Source organism: Paenibacillus crassostreae (genome assembly GCF_001857945.1).
Taxonomy (GTDB): domain Bacteria; phylum Bacillota; class Bacilli; order Paenibacillales; family Paenibacillaceae; genus Paenibacillus_AQ; species Paenibacillus_AQ crassostreae.
On the sequence record NZ_CP017770.1, the window covers coordinates 4,274,969 to 4,301,082 of the forward strand.

General features: G+C 37.3%; 28 protein-coding genes. All 28 read left to right on the plus strand.

Annotation, left to right across the window (positions count from 1 at the left end; genetic code table 11):
* Nucleotides 1–529 precede the first annotated feature (529 nt).
* The 28 genes from flgB (at nucleotide 530) to LPB68_RS19940 (ending at nucleotide 26,096) form a co-directional block, all read left to right on the plus strand.
* Nucleotides 530–937, plus strand: coding sequence for a flagellar basal body rod protein FlgB (gene flgB, locus LPB68_RS19805; RefSeq protein ID WP_068655757.1), 408 nt, complete (start codon nucleotides 530–532; stop codon nucleotides 935–937).
* 6 nt (nucleotides 938–943) lie between these two features.
* Entirely contained in the window at nucleotides 944–1,402 is a 459-nt protein-coding gene (gene flgC / locus LPB68_RS19810) for a flagellar basal body rod protein FlgC (protein ID WP_068655755.1), read from the plus strand.
* A gap of 42 nt (nucleotides 1,403–1,444) precedes the next feature.
* Nucleotides 1,445–1,756 carry a flagellar hook-basal body complex protein FliE gene (gene fliE, locus LPB68_RS19815; RefSeq protein ID WP_068655753.1) on the plus strand — a complete coding sequence of 104 codons (312 nt, stop codon included), beginning with the start codon at nucleotides 1,445–1,447 and terminating at the stop codon, nucleotides 1,754–1,756.
* A 34-nt stretch (nucleotides 1,757–1,790) separates the two neighbouring features.
* The gene (gene fliF / locus LPB68_RS19820) at nucleotides 1,791–3,368 is read left to right on the plus strand and encodes a flagellar basal-body MS-ring/collar protein FliF (RefSeq protein WP_068655752.1); all 1,578 of its coding nucleotides are present in this window, start codon (nucleotides 1,791–1,793) and stop codon (nucleotides 3,366–3,368) included.
* 2 nt (nucleotides 3,369–3,370) lie between these two features.
* Complete coding sequence (fliG, locus tag LPB68_RS19825; protein WP_418303810.1) at nucleotides 3,371–4,402, plus strand: flagellar motor switch protein FliG; 1,032 nt, start codon at nucleotides 3,371–3,373, stop codon at nucleotides 4,400–4,402.
* Nucleotides 4,395–5,246 (plus strand): FliH/SctL family protein, encoded by an 852-nt coding sequence (locus LPB68_RS19830; RefSeq protein WP_068655750.1) that lies wholly within the window; start codon nucleotides 4,395–4,397, stop codon nucleotides 5,244–5,246. Before fliG ends, LPB68_RS19830 begins: the two co-directional genes overlap by 8 nt.
* The gene (gene fliI / locus LPB68_RS19835; RefSeq protein WP_068655748.1) at nucleotides 5,233–6,552 is read left to right on the plus strand and encodes a flagellar protein export ATPase FliI; all 1,320 of its coding nucleotides are present in this window, start codon (nucleotides 5,233–5,235) and stop codon (nucleotides 6,550–6,552) included. The genes LPB68_RS19830 and fliI overlap by 14 nt, the downstream gene beginning before the upstream one ends.
* 10 nt (nucleotides 6,553–6,562) lie before the next feature.
* Nucleotides 6,563–7,006, plus strand: coding sequence for a flagellar export protein FliJ (fliJ, locus tag LPB68_RS19840; RefSeq protein ID WP_068655746.1), 444 nt, complete (start codon nucleotides 6,563–6,565; stop codon nucleotides 7,004–7,006).
* A 53-nt stretch (nucleotides 7,007–7,059) separates the two neighbouring features.
* Nucleotides 7,060–7,983 (plus strand): MotE family protein, encoded by a 924-nt coding sequence (locus tag LPB68_RS19845; protein WP_068655744.1) that lies wholly within the window; start codon nucleotides 7,060–7,062, stop codon nucleotides 7,981–7,983.
* Between the two features lie 43 nt (nucleotides 7,984–8,026).
* Nucleotides 8,027–9,481 (plus strand): flagellar hook-length control protein FliK, encoded by a 1,455-nt coding sequence (locus LPB68_RS19850; protein WP_068655742.1) that lies wholly within the window; start codon nucleotides 8,027–8,029, stop codon nucleotides 9,479–9,481.
* A 17-nt stretch (nucleotides 9,482–9,498) separates the two neighbouring features.
* Nucleotides 9,499–9,987: a flagellar hook capping FlgD N-terminal domain-containing protein gene (locus tag LPB68_RS19855; RefSeq protein WP_068655740.1), complete on the plus strand. Its 489-nt coding sequence runs from the start codon at nucleotides 9,499–9,501 to the stop codon at nucleotides 9,985–9,987.
* Nucleotides 9,984–10,367, plus strand: coding sequence for a TIGR02530 family flagellar biosynthesis protein (locus LPB68_RS19860; protein WP_068655738.1), 384 nt, complete (start codon nucleotides 9,984–9,986; stop codon nucleotides 10,365–10,367). The genes LPB68_RS19855 and LPB68_RS19860 overlap by 4 nt, the downstream gene beginning before the upstream one ends.
* Nucleotides 10,368–10,446: 79 nt before the next feature.
* Entirely contained in the window at nucleotides 10,447–11,259 is an 813-nt protein-coding gene (flgG, locus tag LPB68_RS19865) for a flagellar basal body rod protein FlgG (RefSeq protein ID WP_068655736.1), read from the plus strand.
* A gap of 60 nt (nucleotides 11,260–11,319) precedes the next feature.
* The gene (locus tag LPB68_RS19870) at nucleotides 11,320–11,544 is read left to right on the plus strand and encodes a flagellar FlbD family protein (RefSeq protein ID WP_068655733.1); all 225 of its coding nucleotides are present in this window, start codon (nucleotides 11,320–11,322) and stop codon (nucleotides 11,542–11,544) included.
* Nucleotides 11,541–12,008, plus strand: a complete 468-nt coding sequence (locus LPB68_RS19875) for a flagellar basal body-associated FliL family protein (RefSeq protein WP_068655731.1) — start codon at nucleotides 11,541–11,543, stop codon at nucleotides 12,006–12,008. The genes LPB68_RS19870 and LPB68_RS19875 overlap by 4 nt, the downstream gene beginning before the upstream one ends.
* A 37-nt stretch (nucleotides 12,009–12,045) precedes the next feature.
* A complete protein-coding gene (gene fliM / locus LPB68_RS19880; protein ID WP_068655729.1) occupies nucleotides 12,046–13,044 on the plus strand; it encodes a flagellar motor switch protein FliM in 999 nt (332 codons plus the stop codon).
* Entirely contained in the window at nucleotides 13,034–14,290 is a 1,257-nt protein-coding gene (fliY, locus tag LPB68_RS19885; RefSeq protein ID WP_068655727.1) for a flagellar motor switch phosphatase FliY, read from the plus strand. The genes fliM and fliY overlap by 11 nt, the downstream gene beginning before the upstream one ends.
* 27 nt (nucleotides 14,291–14,317) lie before the next feature.
* Nucleotides 14,318–14,683 carry a response regulator gene (locus LPB68_RS19890; RefSeq protein WP_068655725.1) on the plus strand — a complete coding sequence of 122 codons (366 nt, stop codon included), beginning with the start codon at nucleotides 14,318–14,320 and terminating at the stop codon, nucleotides 14,681–14,683.
* 8 nt (nucleotides 14,684–14,691) lie between these two features.
* The gene (locus tag LPB68_RS19895) at nucleotides 14,692–15,231 is read left to right on the plus strand and encodes a flagellar biosynthetic protein FliO (protein ID WP_068655722.1); all 540 of its coding nucleotides are present in this window, start codon (nucleotides 14,692–14,694) and stop codon (nucleotides 15,229–15,231) included.
* Entirely contained in the window at nucleotides 15,228–15,983 is a 756-nt protein-coding gene (gene fliP / locus LPB68_RS19900) for a flagellar type III secretion system pore protein FliP (protein WP_068655720.1), read from the plus strand. The genes LPB68_RS19895 and fliP overlap by 4 nt, the downstream gene beginning before the upstream one ends.
* 48 nt (nucleotides 15,984–16,031) lie before the next feature.
* The gene (fliQ, locus tag LPB68_RS19905; protein ID WP_068655718.1) at nucleotides 16,032–16,301 is read left to right on the plus strand and encodes a flagellar biosynthesis protein FliQ; all 270 of its coding nucleotides are present in this window, start codon (nucleotides 16,032–16,034) and stop codon (nucleotides 16,299–16,301) included.
* A gap of 11 nt (nucleotides 16,302–16,312) precedes the next feature.
* Nucleotides 16,313–17,101: a flagellar biosynthetic protein FliR gene (fliR, locus tag LPB68_RS19910; protein WP_068655711.1), complete on the plus strand. Its 789-nt coding sequence runs from the start codon at nucleotides 16,313–16,315 to the stop codon at nucleotides 17,099–17,101.
* Between the two features lie 20 nt (nucleotides 17,102–17,121).
* Entirely contained in the window at nucleotides 17,122–18,210 is a 1,089-nt protein-coding gene (flhB, locus tag LPB68_RS19915) for a flagellar biosynthesis protein FlhB (protein WP_068655709.1), read from the plus strand.
* Between the two features lie 25 nt (nucleotides 18,211–18,235).
* A complete protein-coding gene (gene flhA / locus LPB68_RS19920) occupies nucleotides 18,236–20,269 on the plus strand; it encodes a flagellar biosynthesis protein FlhA (RefSeq protein WP_068655707.1) in 2,034 nt (677 codons plus the stop codon).
* Complete coding sequence (gene flhF / locus LPB68_RS19925) at nucleotides 20,266–21,651, plus strand: flagellar biosynthesis GTPase FlhF (protein ID WP_068655705.1); 1,386 nt, start codon at nucleotides 20,266–20,268, stop codon at nucleotides 21,649–21,651. The genes flhA and flhF overlap by 4 nt, the downstream gene beginning before the upstream one ends.
* A complete protein-coding gene (locus LPB68_RS19930; protein ID WP_068655703.1) occupies nucleotides 21,648–22,547 on the plus strand; it encodes a MinD/ParA family protein in 900 nt (299 codons plus the stop codon). The genes flhF and LPB68_RS19930 overlap by 4 nt, the downstream gene beginning before the upstream one ends.
* 33 nt (nucleotides 22,548–22,580) lie before the next feature.
* Nucleotides 22,581–23,978: a protein-glutamate methylesterase/protein-glutamine glutaminase gene (locus LPB68_RS19935; RefSeq protein WP_198402115.1), complete on the plus strand. Its 1,398-nt coding sequence runs from the start codon at nucleotides 22,581–22,583 to the stop codon at nucleotides 23,976–23,978.
* A 30-nt stretch (nucleotides 23,979–24,008) separates the two neighbouring features.
* Nucleotides 24,009–26,096, plus strand: a complete 2,088-nt coding sequence (locus LPB68_RS19940; protein ID WP_068655700.1) for a chemotaxis protein CheA — start codon at nucleotides 24,009–24,011, stop codon at nucleotides 26,094–26,096.
* Nucleotides 26,097–26,114: the final 18 nt, after the last annotated feature.

Below are 26,114 nucleotides of genomic sequence, written 5' to 3' on the forward strand. Positions count from 1 at the left end.
TAGGTATAGCGAGATGAAATATTAAAATTAAGAAATGTTGACTTAGGAGTTAGTTATTAATAGATATAGGTAAATAGCCCTATTATTTTTTTGGTGTAAAAATCATATTTGTTCATCAGGCCCCAACAATTATTAACAAATAAAGGAATAAAAAAACAATTTGACCTGTTCTTTCGCTAATTTAGGATATACAATAATAAAGAGGCGTTAGTTTAAGTTATTTACTAAGGAAATAGTCCTTCATTGATCGAAAGATAGGGCTTTTTTCTTATTGTAAAAAACCCGAATATTTAAGAAACTTAGTCTATACGACATAAACTTGTATTATTTTTAATTCTAGATACTTGAACATTCAAAAAAACCCAATATCTTTATGAATTTTGAACCTATTATTGTCGAAAAAAAAGGATTTGTAGCACTTTGTGTAGAAGTACAATTAGTATAGTAGATTGTGTAAAAAAACCATTAAAAGGTTTTGTGAAATGAAATGTAAACATGAAAAGGAAAGTTTCAGAAAGAGGGGACACTGTTGAATTTGTTGAGTGGCACGACTTTTCAAAAATTACAAGGTGCATTAGAGGCATCAAATACTAGGCAACAAGTCATTACAAATAATATAGCCAATAAGGAAACTCCTTATTTCAAACGTTCTGAAGTGTCTTTTGAAAGCTTGTTGGAAAAAGAAATGAATGAAGATATGCCTGTACTTAGGGGTATTAAGACCGACAATCGCCATTTTTCGATCGGTCCCTCAACACAAATTCCTTCACCAGTTATCACTCAGGATACAACGACAGTTATGAATAATAATTTGAATAATGTCGACGTTGAACAGGAAATGGCCCTCTTAGCGGATAATCAACTACGATATAACTCCTATATATCAGTGTTGAATGAAAAAATAAAAATGATGCGTACAGCAGTCCAAGGGAGCTAATAGACAATGACCATAAGTAACAGTTTTGGGATTAGTGCATCAGCCTTATCTGCTCAAAGACTTCGAATGGATGTTATTTCTTCTAATATTGCTAATGCTGAAACGACAAGAGCGAGTGTGGTTAATGGGGAAGCTGTTCCATATCGTCGGAAAATGGTTGTCCTCACACCTAATGAAACTAGCTTTTCCGATCACCTTCAGTCACAAATGGGTAATCAATCAGCTAAAGGTATTGGAACAGGTGTTAGAGTGAAATCTATTCAAGAAGATAGTACGGAATTAAAACCGGTATATAATCCTACTCATCCTGATGCGAATGCTGAGGGGTATGTTTTAATGCCAAATGTTGATATTGCAAAAGAGATGGTTGATATGATATCTGCCTCACGCTCTTATGAAGCAAACCTTACTGCTCTAAACGCGTCTAAATCAATGTTAATGAAGGCATTAGAAATAGGTAAATAATTCGATTGAATAATATGATGTCTAGAAGAGGGAGGGAATACGATGATTCAAAATACTATGTTTAACTCACAAGTTATTAAACCAATTCAAATACAGAACAATACTATGCAAGTCTCCTCCACACCAGCAGAATCGCTTAGTGATTTCGGATCATATTTAGAAGATGCAATTCAAAAAGTAGCTGATCAAGAAACAGCATCCAATGTAATGAGTGAAAAACTATTACTTGGTGAAGTGAATGTTGATGAAGTTATGGTTACTGCTGAACAAGCTTTATTAAGTTTGCAACTTACAGCACAAGTTCGAAATAAAGTAATAGAGGCGTATCAAGAGATCATGCGAATACAAATATAGAGGAATCTAGCTAAGCTTCGGGTGGGGTGAAAATGTGAACGAGAGAATTGTCCAATATAAGGATAAAGTTGTCCGATATTGGAATCAGTTTAGTAAAAATCAAAAGATAATTTTTGTATCTACATTATCTATTATAGTTATTGTCATTGTTATTTTAACAATGATGTTCTCCAAAACAGAATATGAAGTGGCTTTTAAAGATTTGAATTCAACTGATGCTGCGGGGATAATGACCTATTTAGATGATAATAGTATCCCTTATAAATTAAGTCCTGATGGGGGTAGTATTTCTGTTCCAAGTACTCAAGCGGCCCGTGCAAAAGTTGATATAGGGTCACAAGGGATTGTTGAGAATGGATCTATCGGTTATAAAATATTTGAACAGGGTTCTTCTGTTATTGGTATGACTGATAGTGAGTTCGGTGTTAAATATAACAATGCTTTAAACGGAGAAGTAGAACAATTACTGAAAAGTATGAATGGTATACGTGATGCTAAAGTATTAATCAATTTACCAGAGAAAAGTGTCTTTGCTAGCAATGGTGATCAGGATAAGGCTTCTGCCTCTGCAGTGTTAATTTTTAATGCTGGATTTAAACCTAATCAAGAAGCTATTGATGGTTATTATAATCTGATGAAGACAGCTATTCCGAATCTTCCAATTGAGAATATTACAATTTCAAATGATGAAATTGAACTAGTATCAACAGCGAAGGGCGGAGAAGGGGTTCTATCAACAGCATTAGAGGCTAACTATGCACTACAAAAACGATTTGAGAATGATGTTCGTCAGAATGTTAAACAATTTCTAACACAATTTATGGGTGAAGATAAAGTAGAGGTTCTAGTCGTGTCTAAACTAAACTTCGACAAAATCCAAAGCCAAGAAAATCTAGTTACCCCAGTAAATGAAGAAGATATGAAAGGCATAGAAATTAGTGTTCAGAACATATCAAATAATTACTCGGGTACTACTGCACCTGATAGTGGTGTTGCAGGTGTGGGTCAAGAAGAAATACCTGGATATCCAAGTGACACTTCAACGGGTAATACAACTTCGGAGGAATTGTCTGAAACCGTGAACTATGAGGTTAATAGAATCGCTAGGGAAATAATATCAAGTCCTTATTCTGTAAAAGATTTAACTATTAATGTCGCTGTAGAACCACCGGATGGGCAAGAAAATCTGGATGCGGCGACAATCACAGCGATACAAACTATTTTGAAAAATATTGTAAGAGCATCTGTAGCAGATTCTGGTATTACATATACAAACGACGAATTGGACCAAAAAGTTTCGGTTTACTCTCAAACTTTTAATAGCGGTGAAGATGTGAGCACGGGAATTAAACTATCAAATGGCGCTCTGTGGGCGATTGGATTGGTTGTTCTTGTCTTATTAGGGCTTGTAGGGTTCTTAATCTACAAACGTCGTAAACAAAAGGATGAATTTGAAGAAGATGTTCCACTTCAAGTGCCTACGGAATTCCCTTCCATTAACTTGGAAAGCATGACTAATGAAAGTCAAGTGCGTAAACAGCTCGAAACTCTGGCGAAAAAGAAACCAGACGAATTCGTCAACTTACTGCGTACATGGCTGGCTGACGAATAGAGGTGAGTGTATTGGCAAAGTCAACATCAATAAGTCAAGGTTTGAGTGGACGTCAGAAAGCGGCGATCCTGCTCATTACCTTGGGTCCTGAGGTTTCTGCACAAATATTCAAACATCTACGCGATGAAGAGATTGAACAATTAACTCTTGAAATTGCCAATGTACGAACAGTAGATAGTACAGATAAAGATACGATAATGGCGGAATTTCACCAGATTTGCCTTGCACAAGAGTATATCTCTCAGGGCGGTATAAATTACGCTCGAGAAATTCTTGAAAAGGCACTTGGATCAAGTAAAGCGTTAGAAGTGATTAGTCGATTGACAGCTACCCTTCAAGTTCGTCCATTCGATTTTGCAAGAAAAGCTGATCCAAGTCAGATTTTGAATTTTCTACAGAATGAAAACTCACAAACCATAGCTTTAGTTCTATCGTATTTACAGTTCGATCAAGCTGCTGCAATACTATCTTCTTTACCACAAGAGAAACAAGCAGATGTAGCGCGAAGAATAGCGGTGATGGACAGTACTTCACCTGAGGTTCTATATCAGGTTGAGAGAGTTCTGGAACAGAAGCTTTCATCAACAGTAACGCAAGATTATACGAACGCCGGTGGACTTGAGTCTATCGTTCAAATTCTAAATGGGGTTGACCGAGGTACTGAGCGAACCATTCTAGATTCACTAGAAATTCAAGATCCTGAATTGGCAGAAGATATCAAGAAACGTATGTTTGTATTTGAAGATATTGTTAATATCGACAATAGATCAATTCAACGGATCATTCGAGATATTGAGAACGCAGATCTGCAACTTGCGCTCAAAGTGGCTAGTGAAGAAGTACGCGACGTCGTATTTAGAAATATGTCGAAACGGATGTCTGAATCATTTAAAGAAGAAATGGAATTCATGGGACCTGTTCGGTTACGCGATGTTGAAGAAGCGCAGACTCGTATCGTAGGTACCATTCGTAGATTGGAAGAAGCCGGTGAGATTATCATAGCGCGTGGCGGAGGAGATGACATCATTGTCTAATTTGATTAAGCATTCCCAGTATAGACCAGTGGAAGTGCTGAAGGAATTGGATTTGTCTAAACGTTACAACTCCTTGGAAGAAGAAGTTACCATTGAAGAAAATGTTGAAGAAGAACAAGAGATAATTATACAGATTGATGAAGAAGCAGAGCGGCTTAAGAATGAAATGCTTCAGGATGCTAAGGAATTTGCGGAACAGCAAATTCGAGAGTCTTCCATTGAATCTGAAAGAATCTTGGCAGAAGCTACTGAACAGATTGATCAATGGTGGGTAGAACGTCGTGATCAAGATGAACATTTGATTGAAGCAATCAAATCTGAAGGTTTTGAGCAAGGATTCAGCGAGGGTCGGATCAAAGCGGAGGAAGAATTACAGCTGAAGATTGAGGAAATGATGGTTGAGGCACAGACAGTGCTGGAAGAAGCATATCGTGTGAAAAGTCAAATTATCCAAGAAGCAGAACCCTTCCTAGTAGAGTTAAGTACAGCAATCGCAGAAAAAGTCATCGACAAGCAGTTATCTATAGAGAGTAATTATATGATTGATTTAATCAAAAAGAATTTATTGAGAAAGAGAGAACAAGGGGTTATTACTTTATGTGTGGCTCCTGTTCACTTCGAATTTATTCAAGCTGCTCGAGAAGAACTTGTTCTTGCTATTGATTCACAAGCAGAACTCAAGATTATACCAGATGCAACTGTGTTGGATGGTGGTTGTGTAATCCGATCATCGTTCGGAAGTATTGATGCACGAATTGATACACAGCTAGTTGAGATCAAGAAAGAGCTGATCCGAATAGCACTAGATCATGAAGATCGGAGAGATCAAGATGAAAGTGCTTGATAGTCAGAGATATATGGATCAGCTTGACCAGTTAGATCCCGTAAGAGTCAATGGGAAAGTAACTAAAGTAATTGGCTTGATGGTTGAATCTGAAGGTCCTGATGCAAATATTGGCGATGTCTGCTTAATCTATCCGAGTAATGTTTCAAAACCTCTTCAAGCAGAGGTTGTCGGCTTCCGTGATAATAAGGTGCTGTTAATGCCACTAGGGGAGCTTCAGTCGATTGGTCCTGGATGTGATGTGGTAGGAACAGGGAAACCTCTAAGTGTGCAAGTAGGATCTGAATTACTTGGTAAAGTACTGGATGGTTTAGGCCAACCTTTGGATGGATCTTTGATTCCGACTAGAATGGCATTCAGTTCTACATTTAGACCACCATCCAATCCCTTGAATCGTCCGCGGGTACTAGAACCGATTAGTATTGGCGTTAGAGCTATTGATGGATTGTTATCCATCGGTAAAGGTCAACGGGTTGGGATATTTGCAGGTTCAGGTGTAGGTAAAAGTACACTTATGGGAATGATTGCTCGTAATACTTCTGCTGATGTAAATGTCATTGCACTTATTGGGGAACGTGGTCGTGAAGTATTAGATTTCATCGAACGTGATTTAGGACCAGAAGGATTGAAGCGATCTGTTGTCATTGTGGCGACCTCGGATCAACCTGCATTAATCCGAATCAAAGGGGCACTGATTGCAACGACAATTGCAGAGTATTTCCGTGATCGTGGAATGAATGTGATGCTAATGATGGATTCTGTTACTCGGTATGCTATGGCACAACGTGAAGTGGGGTTAGCAATTGGCGAACCGCCTGCTATGAGAGGGTATACGCCATCTGTATTCGCTAATCTACCGAAATTACTTGAAAGAGCAGGAACGGGACCTACGGGTTCGATAACAGCCTTCTATACAGTGCTTGTAGATGGGGACGATATGAACGAACCTATTGCAGATGCCGTACGAGGTATCCTTGATGGACATATCGTGTTAAATAGGAATATTGCTAATAAGGGGCATTTTCCTGCAATTGATATTCTGGCGAGTATTAGTCGTGTCATGAAGGACATCTCATCAGAAGATCATATTGATGCAGCTGAGAACTTAAAACGATTGCTGGCTGTTTATACTGACTCTGAGGATTTGATTAATATTGGTGCATATCATCGTGGATCCAATGAAAGTATTGATGAATCTATTGATTTCATTCAGAATATTTGGGATTTCAGTAGACAAAAGGTTGATGAGAAAGTGACTTTTGCAGATGTGAAAGAACGATTGATTGCTGAATTCTCAAGGAGATGAATGATTTAGTATGATATTTAACTATACATTTCAAAATATAGTGAATCTGAAAGGGAATGAGAGAACTCAAGCAGAATGGATGCTTTCTAGTGCTCTTGTGAAGCTTCAAGAAGAAGAACAAACATTAATAGAACTTGAAAAGTTTCGAAATGACACAACGGAACAGTTGCTATTAAAAATTGAGAATTCAGCTTCTATTGTGAAAATTCAAGAACTACAAACGTACTTAGAATATCTGGAGCAATGTATTGTCAGGAAAAACTCGGATGTGCGAAAAGCTAATGTAGCGGTTAGGAAAAGTCAAAATCATCTATCAGATAAGATGTTAGATGAAAAAGTATGGTTGAAATCACGTGATAAAGCAAAAGACAAATTTCAACATGAGACACTCCTCCGGGAACAGAACGAACTTGATGAAATAGCAACTGTAAGGTTTGCTATGAATCTTCGATAGAAACATAATCGGGTGGGTGCACTAATCTCTGGCCCCTTAGGGAGTGAATAATAGTGGCACGTAATTATAATGATTTTGAGGATGAAAAGGAATCAAATGGCGGATTTGAGCGTTTTTTGATGTTGATGATTCCTATTATTTTTACCATTGTTCTTCTGGGTGTATTACTTGTACTTTTTAATATGAATATTCGTAATGCATTTTTTGAAGTAGCTAATAAGATCCCAATTGTAGAAAAATGGGTGCCTGATCCTGTTCTAGACCCAGAAACAATAAAGTTAAAAGAGAGTGAAAAAGAAGAAGAAGACAATGATGTCAAGATCAAAGAACTTCAGAACCAATTGAGTGCAAAAGAAGCAGAATTGCAACAAGTTAATGAGGGGAAAGTGGAACAAGAAGCCCAATTGGAAAATCTGCAATCACAAATTGAAGTTCTAGAGCAGGAGAGTGTCGATAAAGCGACACAAGAAATTGCAGATGAATATCAAAAACAAATTGATAATCTCGCTAAGATGTACGCTGATATGAGTCCAAGTAAAGCGGCTCCGATTCTACAGAATATGACCTCGGAAGAAATGGTATTATTGTTCTCTTCAATGAAGAATGACAATAGAATTGCTATTCTTGAAAAAATGGATTCTAAGGTTGCAGCAGAAGTTACGATGATGATGAAGGATGTCAAACCAGCTACAGATTTGCAGATCGCGGCTTTACAATCGCGATTGAAGCAAAATGATACAACAACAGAAGAGACTTCTACGATCTTGAATAATTCTCAACTGAGTCAGACCTTTGCTAATATGTCAGCAGATAAAGCAGCGGAACTTCTTTTTCAGACTTATAAGATTAGTCCAGATAAAACTCTAGAAATCTTAAGCTCTGTAACAGATGCCACACGTTCTTCAATTCTTGAGAAAATGTCAACGATAGATGCACCTACAACGGCCATTATCCTTAATAAACTCATGAGTAAATAATTTATTATAAACAAATTGATCCTAGAAGGGAGGTGAAAATAAAATGACGTTAATATTTCAAAACGTGAGTGCTAATAGTGCGGGTACCAGTAAAAGCGGAGCAACAACTGGTAATGCTTCAACTGAATCAGTCACAACAGCTGTGGTTGAAGGAGGAGCGCCGGTAGGGAGTCTATCATTCTCTCAACTTTTAGGTGAAGGAGCAACTTCTAAAACAGTTCTTTCTACAACTGATGTAACTTCACTGTTGGAAGGACTTCTTCAGAATGCTTCTTTACAGGAATCTACTACAACAACAGAAGCAGATGTTCTTAATCTAATTCTAGAAGGATTAAATGAACAAATTACAGAACTAGATGAGCTGATTGAAGAAGATTCGTCTTTGATGTTGACTCTGCAAAACTGGCTGCAGCAAGTGAATGAATTGTTAAGTGCTGATCAAATGGAAACGGAAAGTGTTGAATCAGACCCGAATATGGTTGTTTCAAACACTCTTGCAGATGATTCAGCAACCATAAGATTTGCCGTCCAAGATGCTGTTACCCAATTGATATCTTCTTTACAAAATAAAGTTGATACAAATAACATGAATTCACAAGCAGTTCATTTGTTAGCATCTGTTCAAAATCTTTTACAACAAGTTGGTTCTACTAAGTCACAATCATCAACTGTACCTGTTGGAGAGCAAGCAGCGAATAATACTGCTATGTTAGCAGCCACTGTGAGTGAATTTGATCAAGTGGATAGTTTAACTGTTACGAGTCGTAAGGATTTGTTAAATCAGTTGAATGTAAACCAAACATCAGCTTCTATGAAAGTGGAACAGCTAATTCGATCGTTACAGAGTACATCACAGGGTAGTGTGGTACCTCAGAATATTGAAGATACTGCTACTGTTGTTTCAACAGCTATTGAGGAGAATGTTGCTGAGACAAGTGAACTTACGCCAGAGCAAGGAATATTAACAGCGGGTGAACTTGCGATGAGAGATGGAATTAAGGCTTCGAAACCGGTAACTACACCTGTTCCTGTTCAACAGTTCTCCAAAGAAGTAACAGATTTAGTTGTAAGCAAACTGGATATTGTGAAGCTGAACGGGTTGACAGAAGCGAAAATATCTCTTTATCCTGAGCATTTAGGTCAAGTTGATATTAAAATAACGATGCAAAACGGTCAATTGATCGCAACATTTATGACTGAACATGCAGGAGCTAAGGATCTATTGGAGCAACAGATGTCTCAACTTCGAACTTCACTACAATCTCAAGGATTACAAGTTGAAAAACTTGAGGTGACTCAGAACCAATCTCTTCAATCTCATATGTATCAAGAAGAGCGTCGTCAATCTAATCAACAACAATCTAATCGCAGATCTAAAGAACGCGATGCACAATCTGACGATGCATTACTAGTTGCAAATCTTTCTGAAGAATTAAATGATTGGTTATCAGAACAGGTTAATGGTGAACAAGGAAATAGCTTTACAGCAGAAGCATAAAGAATGGAGGTGGAATTATGGCATCAGACATTATATCAACAAGTAATATTTGGCCAAATTATTCAGCGAGTAACGTAAAGGCTGCTAGCACAAAGGATACGACGACGATGGGTAAAGATCAGTTCTTAAAGATCATGATTACTCAACTTCAAAATCAAGATCCTATGCAACCACTAGAAGATAAAGAATTTATTGCACAGATGGCACAGTTTACTTCCGTAGAGCAACTAATGAATATATCGACTCAATTAACCAGTATGAGTCAGTCATTAGGAAATGTCTCGGGAATTATTGGTAAAGAAATAAGTTGGATCGATTCATCAGAAGGTAGCTCGTCAGAACTATTAACAGGTATTGTGGATTCTATAGTGATTAAAGATAGTATTCAATATGCAACAGTGGGTGATTCGGCTATCCCCTTAGATTTAATTCTTAAAATTGGGACTCCGGAAGAAATAATAAACCCTGCTGAGTTGGCATCGGAATCAAATGAGGACTTGTTATGAGTGAAAGATTAACTATTGGGCAGATGTTTACTACCCCAATATATCCCACCTCTTCATCAAGAAATATTCGTAATTCTCAAGGGACTGAGAATATTACCTCATTTGAACAACTGTTACAAGACAACATGCTTAAGTTTAGTAATCATGCGGTTAAACGGTTGGAGCAAAGAGGTATTGAAATCCCAGAAGAACAATTGACACGAATATCAGATGCGGTAGACCAGGCAGCTGCAAAAGGTAGTAGGGAATCACTTATATTGTTGAATGATATGGCATTGATTGTTAATGTGAAGAATCGTATGGTTGTTACTGCGATGGATGGTGATTCTATGAAAGATAATGTGTTCACAAAAATTGATAGTGCTGTAATTATTTCATAATTGGCTGGCCCGAAATGGAAGCCAAGGGCTGTTGATCGATTGATACAGTCCGATGTAATTAACGAGGAGGAATTATTGAATGTTAAGATCTATGTATTCAGGAGTTTCAGGCATGAAAGGTTTCCAAACAAAATTGGATGTTATTGGTAACAATATCGCCAATGTAAATACAACTGGATTTAAATCTAGTCGCGTAATGTTTAAAGATGTCATGAGTCAAACCATGTCAGGTGTTACACCACCTACTGATGGTGCACAAGGCGGCGTGAATGCTAAGCAGGTTGGACTAGGTGTTTCGATTGGGTCCATTGATACTATTCATTTAGCAGGTAGTGCTATGACCACTAACATTCCAACAGATTTACGAATTGATGGTGATGGGTTTTTCGTAGTAAGCATGACTGGTGAAGAAGATAATGCCTTTTTGACACGTGCAGGTGATTTTCATATTGACGCTGCTCGTAATCTAGTAACATCAGATGGAATGTTTGTAATGGGTACAGATGGTGTTATTACATTGGATGATGAAGTGACTTCTTTCTCCATAGCACAAGATGGTTCTGTCCTGGCGACAGTTGAAGGGGCTACAGAAGTAATAGCTCAGCTTGGTGTTGTTAAGGTCGTCAACCCTGAAGGTCTTGAAAAAGTCGGAGGTAACTTATACCGAATGACCTTAAATGCTAACCCAGAGGGTGAGTTTGAGATAGGAACAGCAAATGATGCTGAAGCAGGTACGGGATCAATTATTGCAGGACAATTAGAAATGTCAAATGTTGACCTTACTGGTGAATTCACCGAAATGATCGTTGCCCAACGTGGATTCCAAGCTAACTCTCGTATTATTACAACATCAGATGAGATTTTACAAGAAGTAGTTAATCTGAAGCGTTAATGATATAGCGGGAGGGGAGAGATAATATCTCTTCTCCCGAATTTACATAGGAGGCGTGTAATGATCTCACTTACAAGAATTAATGGATCACCAATGTGGTTAAATGCTCTTCTAATTGAAATGGTCGAAGAAACACCGGATACCTACATTACGTTAGTAACCGGCAAAAGAATAATTGTACTTGAAAAGGCTGCGGATGTGATCTCCCAAGTCAAAAAGTATAGTCAAGAGATTGGCATGAATAATGCAACTATTAAAGTGCAACATACGGAGGAAACCTCATGAAAAAGATGATGCCTTGGATTATCACAATTCTATTAGCTATAACCCTAATTGTTCTTGCTGCTTTCTTATTAATGGATAATTTCCTTGGTAACGATAAAGATGATGTGTCCGCAGCAGTGAATTCTGTTGAAACCAAAAGATTAACAGCAGATCAAATAGTAGAATTAACTTCTGAGATTGTAGACATTAAGACCAATCTAGCAGCTCCTGAATATATCGTATTGATGAATTTTGCGTTTCAATTGGATAGTAATACCTCAAAAGTAGAATTCGACAAGATCAAAGAAATCAAAATTAAGCCAATTATCCTTAAGACTCTTGCGGATACGAAACCTGAAGATTTACAAGGTGCGAATGGTAAAGATCAATTAAGCGCAAAATTGATCAATTTGATTAATAAAACCTTAACTGAGGGACAATTGACCCAAATCGAGATCACGAATTTCATTTTAACAACACTTTAATTGAAATATGGAACAATTTTGTAAGGGGGTGAAATAATTGGTAGATGTAATGTCACAAAACGAGATTGACGCCCTACTCGCTGCACTATCTTCTGGAGAAATGGATGCGGAAGAACTCAAAAAAGAAGATACTCAGAAGAAAGTTCGTTCTTATGATTTTAAGAGAGCTGTACGTTTTTCTAAAGATCATATTCGAAGCCTAACTCGTATCCATGAAAATTTTGCCAGGTATCTTACAACATATTTTTCAGCACAGTTAAGAACTTTTGTGCAGATCAGTGTCGTTCAGGTAGAACAACTTCCATATGATGAATTCATTCGCTCTATACCAAAAATGACGATTCTTAATATTTTTGAGGCAGAACCACTAAAAGGTAGAATGGTTATGGAAGTACATCCAAATGTAGCGTATGCTATGTTAGATCGATTGCTTGGTGGCGTAGGGAACGCACCTTCCAAGATAAATTCTCTTACTGAGATAGAAACAACGATTATGGAGCGTATTTTTGGTAGAGCATTCGAAAGTTTACAGGAAGCATGGAAGACTGTAATGGATATTTCACCTCGTTTGGAAGCAATGGAGACGAATCCGCAATTTATGCAGATTGTATCTCCCAATGAAACGATCGCTTTGATTTCATTGAGTACCAAGATTGGTGATACAACAGGGATGATCAACATTTGTATTCCCCATGTTGTACTAGAACCTATAATGTCTAAGTTATCTGCTCACCAATGGTTTGTTTCAGAGAAAAAGAATATTGAGCCACTTCAAGTAGAAGCATTGAAACAAAATGTTAAGCAGGCAAAATTAAAAATTGTTGCTGAGCTTGGAGAATCTAAATTATCTATTTCTGAGTTTTTAGGGTTAGCCATAGGTGATGTCATTAGTTTGAATAAGCCGGTTAACACAGGATTATCCATAAAGGTTGGAGATAAATTGAAGTACATTGGTAGTCCGGGTACCGTTAGAGATCATGCAGCAGTACAAATTGATGAAATTGTTAGTGAAGGAGTTGAAGAATATGACGAGTAAAGATTATTTATCTCAAGAAGAAATAGATGCGTTACTAAGACAATCGGAATCAGATGATGCAGGTGAAAATAGTGGAGTGACGGTTGATGATTTTTTAACGCCACTTGAACAGGATGCTTTGGGCGAGATTGGAAATATTACTTTTGGTAGTGCAGCAACAGCTCTTTCAACATTACTAGGGAAAAAGGTTGATATAACAACACCAGGAGTATCTATTATTACCCGTTCTCAATTTGAAGAAGCATTCCCTAAACCTCATGTTGCTGTACACGTTACGTATGTGGATGGGTTTGAGGGTATTAATTCACTTGTTATTAAAACTAGGGATGCACAAGTCATTGCCGATCTGATGCTTGGTGGTGAGGGTGACCCGAAAGATGAAGAGTTAAATGAAATTCATGTTAGTGCTGTTCAGGAAGCTATGAATCAGATGATGGGTTCATCTGCAACATCGATGTCCACATTATTTAATAGATTTGTAAATATTTCTCCTCCTGGAATAGATATATTAGATATGTCAAGTGGCGAAGGAGTGAATAGTTTACCAGAAGAAGAAACGTTGATCAGAATATCATTTCGATTAACCATTGGTGATTTAATTGATTCTACGATTATGCAACTCCTTCCAGTCCAATTTGCTAAGGATATGGTTAGAATCCTTGTTAATGGAGAAGATGAGCCTGCCCTTGTTGAAAAAGAAGTCGTAACAGCCCCTGTACAAGCCGTTGTTGATCAATCCGGTGTTGGTCATGTGAATACAGGTGTACATAATCAAACGTCTACAGAAGCACCTCCTAATGGTTTTGGGCAACAACAGAATATGCCGTATCCTGGTCCTCCATATCAAGGAATGCCTGGTAATGATCCGAATCAACAAATGCAATACGCAACGCCTCCGCAGCATTATGGAGCGCCTAATCGTAATGTAAATGTTCAATCAGTTCAATTTGCTAATCTACAAACTGCTCCTTATCAACAGGTAGATCATAACAATTTAGAATTATTGATGGACATACCACTCAAAGTCACCGTAGAATTAGGAAGGACCCATAAACAGATAAAGGATATACTTGAATTGTCTCAAGGTTCGATCATCGAACTTGATAAGCTTGCAGGTGAACCAGTTGATATTCTAGTGAATAACAAAATGGTAGCCAAAGGTGAAGTTGTTGTTATCGATGAAAACTTTGGTGTACGTGTGATAGATATTGTTAGTCAATGGGACCGTCTACAGAAATTACAATAAGATAAGTTTAGGGAGGATTTATAACAAATGGCAAATCGAATTCTTATCGTGGATGATGCAGCTTTTATGAGAATGATGATCCGTGATATCTTGACAAAAAATGGTTTTGAAGTAGTTGGTGAGGCTCAAGATGGTGCGCAAGCAATAGAGAAGTTCAAGGAATTACGTCCTGATTTAATCACAATGGATATTACAATGCCTGAAATGGATGGTATTGCGGCTCTAAAGGAAATTAAAAAGATTGATCCTAGTGCAAAAGTTATCATGTGTTCAGCTATGGGTCAGCAAGCTATGGTTATTGACGCCATTCAAGCAGGAGCGAAAGACTTTATTGTGAAACCTTTCCAAACAGATCGTGTTGTTGAAGCAATTAATAAAACATTGGGCATATAGGTTGATATATGGGTAGTACCATGCTAGCTGTAGAACCTCCTAATGACAGTGTTAACTATGGATTAAATCTTATGTATGTGATCATTGTTCTGGCTGTAATCGTTGTACTTATTATCGGATTGATCCGATTCTTGGGTACTAAGAATAAGTCATGGTTCAGTAATCCAATGATCCGGATTCTTGGTGGAGTAGGTCTTGGACCAAACAAAACCCTCCAAGTAATCGAAATCGGTAATGTTGTATATTTGGTTGGGGTTGGTGAGGATATAAGTCTTATCGATAAAATCTCGGACCGTGATGAAGTTGCTACGATATTAGCAGCACTTCAGGATGACGCCGTTGGGAACCGTAACTTATTATCACCTTTCATAAATAAATTAGTTCGAAAAATTCGGAGAGTTGAAACACCCCTAGAAGTTGAAGTTGAGAGTGATATTTCCTTTCATGAGGTGTTTGACTCTAAGATTCGCCGGATGTCTAATCGAAAAGACAAGATGGAAGAACTGCTCCGAGAGGACAATAATACAGATCGGTTGAGGGATCTATGAAAAAAAAGGTCATATTTCTTTGCTTATTATTGGGGATAGTCAGTATGTTATCTGTTTCTGCAGCTTTTGCTGATCCTATCCCTAATATTGATATTCAGATTAGGAATTCTGATGGAGAGCAGCCATCTACTAGCTCTTTGTCGATATTGCTGCTCATTACAATCATCAGTATTGCTCCGGCAATATTGGTGTTAATGACTAGTTTTACTCGCATAGTCATAGTACTTGGCTTCGTCAGAACCTCTATAGGTACACCGTCAATGCCACCAAATCAGGTTTTGGTTGGTTTAGCGCTATTCTTAACATTGTTTGTAATGGCACCTACGTTTTCAACTATAAATGAAGTTGCTCTCCAGCCTTATTTAAAGGGTGAGATTACGCAGACTGAAGCTTTAACCAAAGCGTCAGACCCTATTAAAAAATTTATGTTTTCTCATACACGTGAGAAAGATCTCTTATTGTTTATGGACTATACCAAAATGGAGAAACCAGAAACATATAGTGATATTCCTTTAACAGTTATGGTTCCTTCTTTTGCCATAAGCGAGTTAAAGTCAGCATTTCAGATGGGATTCATGATTTTCATACCATTTCTAGTCATAGATATAATCGTAGCAAGTACATTGATGGCTATGGGGATGATGATGTTACCTCCGACTATGATTGCACTTCCATTTAAAATTCTTCTATTTGTTCTAGTAGATGGTTGGTATTTAATCGTTAAGTCATTATTGCTTAGTTTCAACACTTAGCTAATCGAAGATTTGCAACTGTAATTAGGGGAGGTCGGTCAGTCAGTCATGAATACAGATTTTATAATAGGACTGGCAGGACAAGCCGTGTTTATTGCACTTAAAGTCAGTGCACCAATGTTATTGTTGGGATTGGTGGTTGGTTTGATTATTAGTGTCTTTCAAGCAACGACACAAATTCAGGAACAAACACTCGCTTTTGTACCCAAAATAGTAGCAGTATTGTTAGCATTATTGTTATTCGGTCCTTGGATTTTAACTTCATTAATAGATTTTACTTTTAGTATATTAGACAATTTGTATAAATATATCGGTTAGGCTGATTGCCAATGGAACTTATCTTGCAGGGTTTTCCCATTTTTCTGCTTATTTTTTGTCGAATTACATCATTTTTTGTAGTCGCTCCAATCTTTTCATCAAATGGGGTACCTAACACATTAAAGATCGGATTATCCTTTTTTATTAGTCTATTAATATATTTAACCTATGGTGTTAATCAGACTATTACCGAAGATATGACCTATGTTCTTCTTATCATTAGCGAAGTTATGGTAGGTCTGCTCCTTGGCTTTGTAGGTTATTTGTTAATTACTGTTGTACAAATAGCTGGATCTTTCATAGACATACAGATTGGGTTCGGGATGGCAAATGTATTAGATCCATTGACGGGTGCATCGGTCCCATTAATAGGTAATTTTAAATATATGATTGCGATGCTACTCTTCCTAAGTATGGATGGTCACCTACAACTAATTGATGCGATCTTTCATAGTTATGAATGGGTGCCTATTTCTAATGATTATTTCATGAAGCTATATAATGGTAGCATTTCAGAATTTTTGGTTAGAACATTTAGTCAATCTTTTGTGTTAGCTTTTCAAATGTCAGCACCCTTAGTTGTAGCTCTATTCTTGACGGATGTTGGCCTTGGATTCTTGGCGAAAACTGCACCACAGTTTAATATTTTTGTCATAGGAATACCTGTGAAAATATTTTTAGGGTTGGCTATGTTGGTATTAATCGTCCCTAGTTTTTCTTATGTATTCAGCAACTTATTTACGATATTGTTCGAATCGTTGCATAACCTGCTTGGAGTTGTAGGGAATGATCCGAATTAAGCAGGATGGAGGAAAGGATGATGTCCTTTAGATATCCTTTAGATTTACAACTATTCTCTGGTGAAAAATCAGAGAAGGCAACTCCAAAAAAACGCGGAGATGCACGTAAAAAAGGGCAGGTTTCGAAGAGCACAGAGTTATCAGGCTCTATCACATTACTTTCAGCTTTTATCTGCCTGCTTATATTTGGTGGGTACTTCAAAGAACGAATTGTCTTTTTATACACGGATATTTTTATAAATCGATTGACTACTGAGATCACTATTAATAATGTGATGATGATGTTTAGAGAATATGGGATTCAGATATTATTGTTGTTAGCGCCGTTGTTTTTGGTGCTGATCGTTATGGCACTGATATCTAGTATCATGCAAGTGGGCTTTTTGCTAACAGGTGAGCCTCTTAAAATGCAATTCAGTAAATTGAGCCCAATTAAAGGATTTCAAAATATTTTCTCCATGAGATCATTAGTAGAGTTTGCCAAATCAATCCTCAAAATGATTGTTATTGGTTATCTCGTATATACTACCTTATGGGGAAAAAAAGTAGAAATAGCATCCCTATCAGAAATTAACATTGATAATATTCTGATATTCATGGTTGACCTTACTATGGATCTAGGAATAAAAATTGCAATAGCGCTACTAATTCTAGCTGTTTTTGACTTTATATATCAACGTTATGAACATGAAAAAGGTTTGAAGATGTCTAAGCAAGATATTAAAGATGAATATAAGAAAATGGAAGGCGATCCATTAGTTAAAGGTAAAATAAAAGAGCGTCAGCGTAGAATGGCTATGCAGCGAATGATGCAAGAGATTCCTAATGCAGATGTTATTATTACTAACCCGACTCACTTTGCGATCGCATTGAAATATGATGCCAGTGAAATGGAAGCTCCTACTATTATTGCTAAAGGTCAGGACTATGTTGCCCTAAGAATAAGGGAGATCGCCAAGGAACACGGAATCATTACTATGGAAAACAAGCCACTGGCTCGTGCGCTTTACAAAAGAGCAGAAATTGGTGATTCGATTCCTGCTGATTTGTTTCAGGCAGTAGCCGAGGTATTGGCTTATGTATATAAATTAAAAGGTAAAACCAAATAAGGTTGGGATTGGAGGAAAGAAGCTCTTGAATATCAAAAACATCACTGTCTTGGCAGGAGTCATCGGGATTGTACTGATGATGATCCTTCCAATCCCTGCGTGGCTTCTCGATATTTTACTTGTTATTAATATATCTATTGCACTGATGATCTTATTGGTCTCAATGAACACTAAAGAAGCGTTAGAATTTTCTATATTCCCATCTCTATTATTGATAACGACGTTATTTCGTTTAGCCTTAAATATCTCAACAACCAAATTGATTCTTACAGATGGTGATGCAGGAACAGTTGTTGCAACATTTGGTAGTTGGATTGCTGGTGGTCAAATTGCGATAGGTTTTATTGTATTCCTAATTCTAGTAGTCGTACAGTTTATCGTTATCACTAAGGGATCTGAACGTGTTGCTGAAGTGGGAGCACGCTTCACTCTAGATGCAATGCCAGGTAAGCAAATGAGTATTGATGCGGATCTGAATTCAGGTTTAATTAATGAAACTCAAGCAAGAGAACGTCGTAGTAAGGTTGAACGTGAGGCCGATTTCTATGGATCTATGGATGGTGCCAGTAAGTTCGTTAAAGGGGATGCCATTGCAAGTATTATTATATTGGTAATCAACTTAGTTGGCGGATTCATCATTGGGATGACAATTCACGGAATGCCATTTGCAGACGCGCTTTCTACATACTCAATACTAACTATTGGCGATGGACTAGTAAGTCAAATTCCAGCACTATTGATTTCGACAGCCTCAGGGTTAATAGTAACTCGTGCTTCATCTGAAGGGAATTTAGCAGATGATTTAACAGGTCAATTGTTCGCTTTTCCTAAATTAATCTACATTGTTGCTGCGACGATTGCATTACTTGGGTTCTTTACTCCGATCCATGTGATTACAACTTTACCTATTGCACTGTTATTGTTATTTGCCGCTAGAAAGATGGAACAAAATGTGAGTAAGAAACAGCAAGCTGAAGTACAAATGGAAGAAGAACAACAAATTGAAGAAGTAAGAAGTCCAGAAAGTGTAATTAATTTACTCCAAGTAGATCCAATAGAGTTCGAATTCGGTTATGGACTAATTCCTTTAGCTGATTCACAACAAGGTGGAGATTTATTAGATCGGATTATCATGATTCGTCGACAATGTGCCTTAGAATTAGGACTTGTGGTACCTGTTATCCGAATTCGCGACAATATTCAACTAAAACCGAATGAATACATCATAAAAATTAAAGGGAATAACGTAGGTGGTGGTGAATTATTATTAAATCACTACTTAGCTATGAGTCCAGGTTACGATGATGAATCCATCTCGGGAATTGAGACTTTAGAACCAGCTTTCGGTCTACCGGCATTGTGGATTGATGAAAACACCAAAGAACGTGCGGAGTTATCAGGATATACTGTAGTAGATCCACCCTCTGTAGTAGCTACTCATTTGACAGAATTAATTAAGAAGCATGCTCATGAATTAATTGGTCGTCAAGAAACACGGACATTAATCGACAATTTACGAGAGGGTTATCCTGTCCTTGTTGATGAATTGATTCCATCTGTATTATCTGTGGGTGATATTCAAAAAGTGTTAGCAAAATTATTACGCGAGAAAATTTCTGTACGAGATTTAGTTACCATTTTTGAAACATTGGCTGACTGCGGAACATTCTCTAAGGATCCGGATGTACTGACAGAGTATGTAAGACAGTCCTTGTCGCGGCAAATTACACAGCAGTATTCACAAAAAGGTGAAACACTAAAGGTAATTACTATTGGGCCTACATTAGAGAAGAAGATCTCAGACAGTGTCCAACATTCTGAGCAAGGTAGTTATCTTGCATTAGATCCAGTATCTACTCAATCGGTTTATCAGAAATTAAATGAACAAATTAACCGATTATTACAATCAGGGCAACATCCTATTTTTCTTACTTCTCCAACGATTCGTATGTACTTACGTCAAGTGATCGAACGATCTATGCAAGATATTCCGGTCCTTTCGTATAGCGAATTAGAACCAAATGTAGAAATACAAAGTGTCGGAGTGGTGAACTTATGAGAGTGAAACGGTACATTGTCGACCATATGCCTGAAGCAATGCAAAAGATCCGTCTTGACTTAGGTAGTGATGCTGTTATCTTAAGCACAAAAGAAACAAAGGTTGGCGGATTTCTTGGAATGTTTAAGAAAAAGAAGATTGAAGTCGTTGCAGCTGTAGAGAAAGATGCTTTAACAAAATCAGTTAGACAGACAAATTCAAACTTAGTAATGACTTCTAATGATTTGATGAAGGTTGAAAACAAGGTTAGGGAATCAGTTCAGAATTATTCACCACCCTTAAATGTTCCAGAAAAAGCTGTTCCAGAAGCATATAAAAGAACGAATGAAGTCCTTAGAACAGCTATGAAGGATGCTAATCCGCAAGGGAATTCAGATTCATTAGAATCAAGAGTTATGAACGAATCAGCTAAAGAAAAGCTGAAAGATATGGAAGAACTTGTTCCACAAAAAAATAGAAATTATATTGTGGAAGAAAAAAAGAATAGTACTGGAAATTCAGAAGAACGACTACTCAAGGAAATAAGAGAAATGAAATCATGGATGGCTAAAATGTCCAGACAAAGCATGATGAGACAACAATTACCTGAGACGATACAGAAAATGCAAGATCAGCTGCAACAGCAGGAGATTGAAGAATCACTTAGAGAAGAATGGATCAATGCCGCCTTCGATTATTGGGATGAAAGTGGAAGAACATTAAGCGATGATGAACTACAACAATTTGTTCGAGGTAAGGTTAGAGATTTTCTCTCAAATCGACTTTCTGACGGAATTGGTAGCAATACAAAAATTGTTTATGTAGCTGGTCCGACGGGTGTTGGTAAAACTACAACCATTGCAAAACTTGCAGCAGAGCAGATATTCCGGAATCATCGGAAGGTAGGATTTATTACCTCTGATACGTATCGAATATCTGCTGTGGAACAACTAAGAACATATGCATCAATTTTAAATGTACCTTTAGAAGTAGTCCAATCACCTGCTGATTTCCAACGAGCCTTGAAGCGACTAGATTATTGTGATCTTATACTAATGGATACTGCGGGTAGAAATTATAGAAATGAATTATTGGTGTCTGAGTTACAAAGCTTACTCTCATACGATGACAATACTGAAACTTACTTGGTATTGAGCTTAACTTCTAAAACACAAGATATGTTGAAGATTACCGAGCACTTCAGTAAATATGGACTTGATAAAGTGATATTCACTAAGCTAGACGAAACAGGCAGTTATGGAGCTATTTTTAATCTTATTTATAACTATCCTATTCATCTTTCATATCTAACTAATGGTCAGAATGTACCAGATGACTTGATCAGGCCAAATATAGAAGTACTATGTGATTTGTTATTGGGGTTGGGAGTAGATGAGTTATGAATGATCAAGCTCACTCTTTGAGGAAACTCATCTCGATACGAGATCAGGCTCGCACCGAAGCGCAAATGAATCAATCGAATCCGGCATCAGCAAAATTTATAACTGTTTGTAGTGGCAAGGGAGGAGTTGGGAAATCTAATTTCACTTTGAACTTCGCACTAGCATTACAGTCATTAGGCAAAAAGGTATTAATCTTTGATGCTGATATAGGTATGGCGAATATTGACGTGCTAATGGGTGCATCTCCTCAGTATAATTTACATCATTTGATACGGCGTGAAAAAAGTATTTATGAGATCATTGCAAAAGGACCTAATGGATTGAGTTACATCTCAGGGGGTTCTGGACTAACCGATCTCATATCTTTATCAGAACATGACATACAATACTTCACATCACAGATTGAACTTGTGGCAAATGAAATGAACTATATCATATTTGATACTGGAGCAGGATTATCCAAAGAGAATATACAGTTCATCATTGCTGCTGATGAATGTATTGTTGTAACTACGCCTGAACCAACTGCAATAACTGATGCTTATGCATTGTTAAAAGTTATTCATGGAATTAATACTAATGTACCCTATCAAATGGTGATCAATCGAGTGGATGATGAAAAGGAAGCTATGTTCACAGCTAACAAAATTAAATTGGCAGCAAAAAGGTTTCTGAATATTGAAATACCTATGCTCGGATATATAAGTGATGATTCACATGTTGTTCAAGCAGTGAAGAGGCAGACACCTTTTTTTATAGCATTTCCAAATAGTGTAGCTGCAAAAGACATTAAGCGTCTTATTAAGCATTACACTAGCATTCCTACCGCTACAGAAGTAGAGACTTTAACAGGAATCAAGGGATTTATGCATAAGTGGTTACAACGTACAAAATGATTCTTCTGTAAAAAGTGATGAGGAGGTATGAATGTGATGCAATATAAGGTCGTTGTCGTAGATGATTCTCCTTTTATGCGAAAAATCATATCAGATATTATTGGAAGTGACCCTTCTTTTCATGTGGTAGGAACAGCAGTTAATGGCATAGAAGCTATAGCTAGAGTTTCTGAACTCAAGCCTGATATCCTTACGATGGATGTCGAGATGCCAGAAATGAATGGCTTAGAAGCACTCAAAATCATTATGAAGGATCAGCCAATACCAATTATCATGTTATCCGGTATTAATGAAGAAGGCTTGCGTGAAACTATTCTAGCATTAGAGTCTGGAGCTTTTGACTTTATTAGAAAACCAAGCGCTAGTGTTTCTAATGATATTGTTCAAGTCGGAAATAGTCTACTTGATAAAATGAATGCAGCTATGCAAGCTAAAGAACGAAGGATTACATGGGAAGCTGACGAACTTTCGAAAACAAAAAAATTAGAAGAAACAAAACAAATTGACAACTTTTCAACGATTACTATTCCTAAGCACAAAGTTGTTGAAGAAAAAAATAGTTCGACCAGTAAGCCGATACTCAAGAATAAGAAATTACCGTTAGGTAAAGAAATCGCCCCTATTCAAGAAAAAAAGATAAAACCGAGTATTGTAGATTCCCTTAAGAAGGAAAGGTTACCGAAAGAGACTACGAATACCGTTGTCAAACCATTTGATGTAACTTCACAGGTATTATTAGATTCTAAGATTATCAAGGATAAAGTAAAGAGTTCAACAAGTAAATCTAGTTCAATAAAGGATAATGCAAACCCAAGGGATCCAGTAAGCATAAATAATGGTAGCAACAATTCTTTTCAACATTTGATTGCCATCGGTTGTTCTACGGGTGGTCCTAGAGCATTAAAAGAAGTATTAGAGAGACTTCCAGGTGATCTTCCAGCACCAGTGATCATCGTACAGCATATGCCACCTAAATTCACTAAATCACTTGCGCAAAGACTAAATACATTTAGTGCTCTTGAAGTAGTGGAAGCTGAACATGGTATGGTCTTAAATAAGGGATATGCTTATGTTGCCCCTGGAGGCTACCATATGATAATTAATAAGGTTTCGGGTAGCCATTATGAGGTTTTATTAACTGAGGAAGAGCCATGTAATGGTCATCGACCTTCAGTAGAAACAATGTTTGACTCATTGCTTCCATTTACAATGTTAGAACGCCACGTGATTCTATTGACAGGTATGGGAAGTGATGGTGCCAAGGCAATGAAACGTTTATATGATTCAGGCGTGAGCGATACCTATGCTGAAAGTGAAGGAACATGTGTTGTATATGGTATGCCTCGCTCTGCAGTAGAACTGAATTGTGTGGGTCACATTTTACCGATACAAGAGATTCCACGTAAGCTTATACAAATGGTTAAAAATTAGAAAGTGAACTCATAAAGGAGGTGCATTTCAATGGACATGAACCAATATTTATCAATGTTTATTGATGAGTCGAATGATCATCTACAATCGCTAAACGAAAAAATGCTCGAATTGGAGGGCAACTCTACCGATTTAAGTATTGTTCAGGTTATTTTTAGATCAGCACATACACTAAAAGGAATGGCAGCTACAATGGGGTATGAGGACCTCGCTTCACTAACACATCAAATGGAGAATGTTCTTGATTTGGTTCGTAATGAGAAGTTAGCTATGCAAGACTTCATATTCGATACACTTTTCAAAAGCTTGGATTCTCTGGAGTCAATGGTTGAAGATATTACAAATGGGGGTACTGGTAAAGCTGATGTATCAGACATCGTAGTTTCCTTGCAGGCGATAGTGCGCGGTGATACCCCCTCTGTTCAAGGGAATGATTCGACTGCTGTTGTTAAAGATTCCACATCCGTCTCAAATCAATCTATCCAATTGGATGAATTCCAGTTCTCTGTTTTAGATCAATCTATTACAGAAGGTCATCGTGTTCTATTCTTGGAAGTATCCATTCGTGAGGATTGCCAATTGAAAGCCGTCAGAGCTTATATGGTTTTTGATTTACTAGAACGATATGGAGAAGTTATTAAATCACATCCCTCAGTTCAAGATATTGAACAGGATAATTTCGATAGAAGCTTCTCCCTGTATTACATAACACAAAAAAGTGCTGAAGAAATGGAAGGGATGATATTAAACCTATCTGAGATCGATAAAGTTAGCGCGGTTGGTCTTGATCAAGAATCATTGAAATTAATGTCAGGAATTAATGAAGCTACTAATGAAGTTGCGGCAACTATTGATTTTAAAGTAACATCGGAAGTTCAGAATAATGTAGCTCAAGCTAATCAGACTTCAGGAGCACCTGCTACAGCCAAGATCAGAGCGAATGATAGTTCTAAATCAAGTGGCACACCTTCACGTACAATTCGTGTAGACATTGAACGTCTAGATGTCCTTATGAATTTGTTTAGCGAATTATTGATAGATCGTGTTCGACTTGAGCAATTGGCAAGTGATTCCCATAATCCTGATCTAACAGAAACAGTAGAACATTTAAGTAGAGTAAGTTCAGACTTACAAAATATAGTTTTGAAGCTGAGAATGGTTCCTGTAGATACAGTATTTAATCGTTTTCCACGAATGGTTCGTGACCTTGCTAAATCTTTGGATAAGAAGATTGATTTAATTATTACAGGCTCGGAAACTGAACTTGATCGTACAGTTATTGATGAGATTGGAGATCCACTGGTTCATTTACTTCGTAATGCAGTTGATCATGGTATTGAATCTGTTGCAGAACGTATTGCTGCAGGCAAACCGGAAACAGGTACGGTAAATTTACGTGCTTTCCATAGTGGAAATCATGTGTTTATTGAGATTGAAGAGGATGGAAAAGGAATCTATCGTGAGAATGTTCTTAAGACAGCCATTAAGAAAGGTGTTGTGACTGAAGAACAAGGAGCAGCTATGACAGATGAAGAAGTTCATCAGCTCCTATTCGCCGCTGGATTTAGTACGGCTGAGGTCATTTCAGATGTATCTGGACGTGGGGTTGGTCTGGATGTCGTGAAAGCGAAGATTACATCTTTAGGTGGACATGTAAGTATTATATCTACTCCTGGCAAAGGGACTAATTTCTCGGTTCAATTACCACTGACACTTTCTATCATTTCTGCAATGTTAGTTCAACTAGGGTCAGAGAAATATGCTGTTCCGTTAACATCCATTGTAGAAACTGCAATTATTAAAAATAATCAGATTAGAACAATTCATGGTAACAAGATGATTGAGTTCCGTGGTAGTTATATTCCATTGATAGCACTGAGCAAAATATTTAAAGTACCTGATTTTGATGAAGATCTCGAGGAAGAAACTGAGATTATAGTTATTCGAAAAGGTGAGCGTATGGCAGCATTAACGATCGAAGAATTTATTGGACAGAATGAAATCGTCTTGAAGAGTTTAGGTAAATATTTACCACAGGTTGAAGGGATTTCAGGTGCTACCATTCTTGGCGATGGACAAGTTGCTTTAATTCTTGATCCGAGTGCTTTCATTAAATAGACAATTTATGTAGACCTT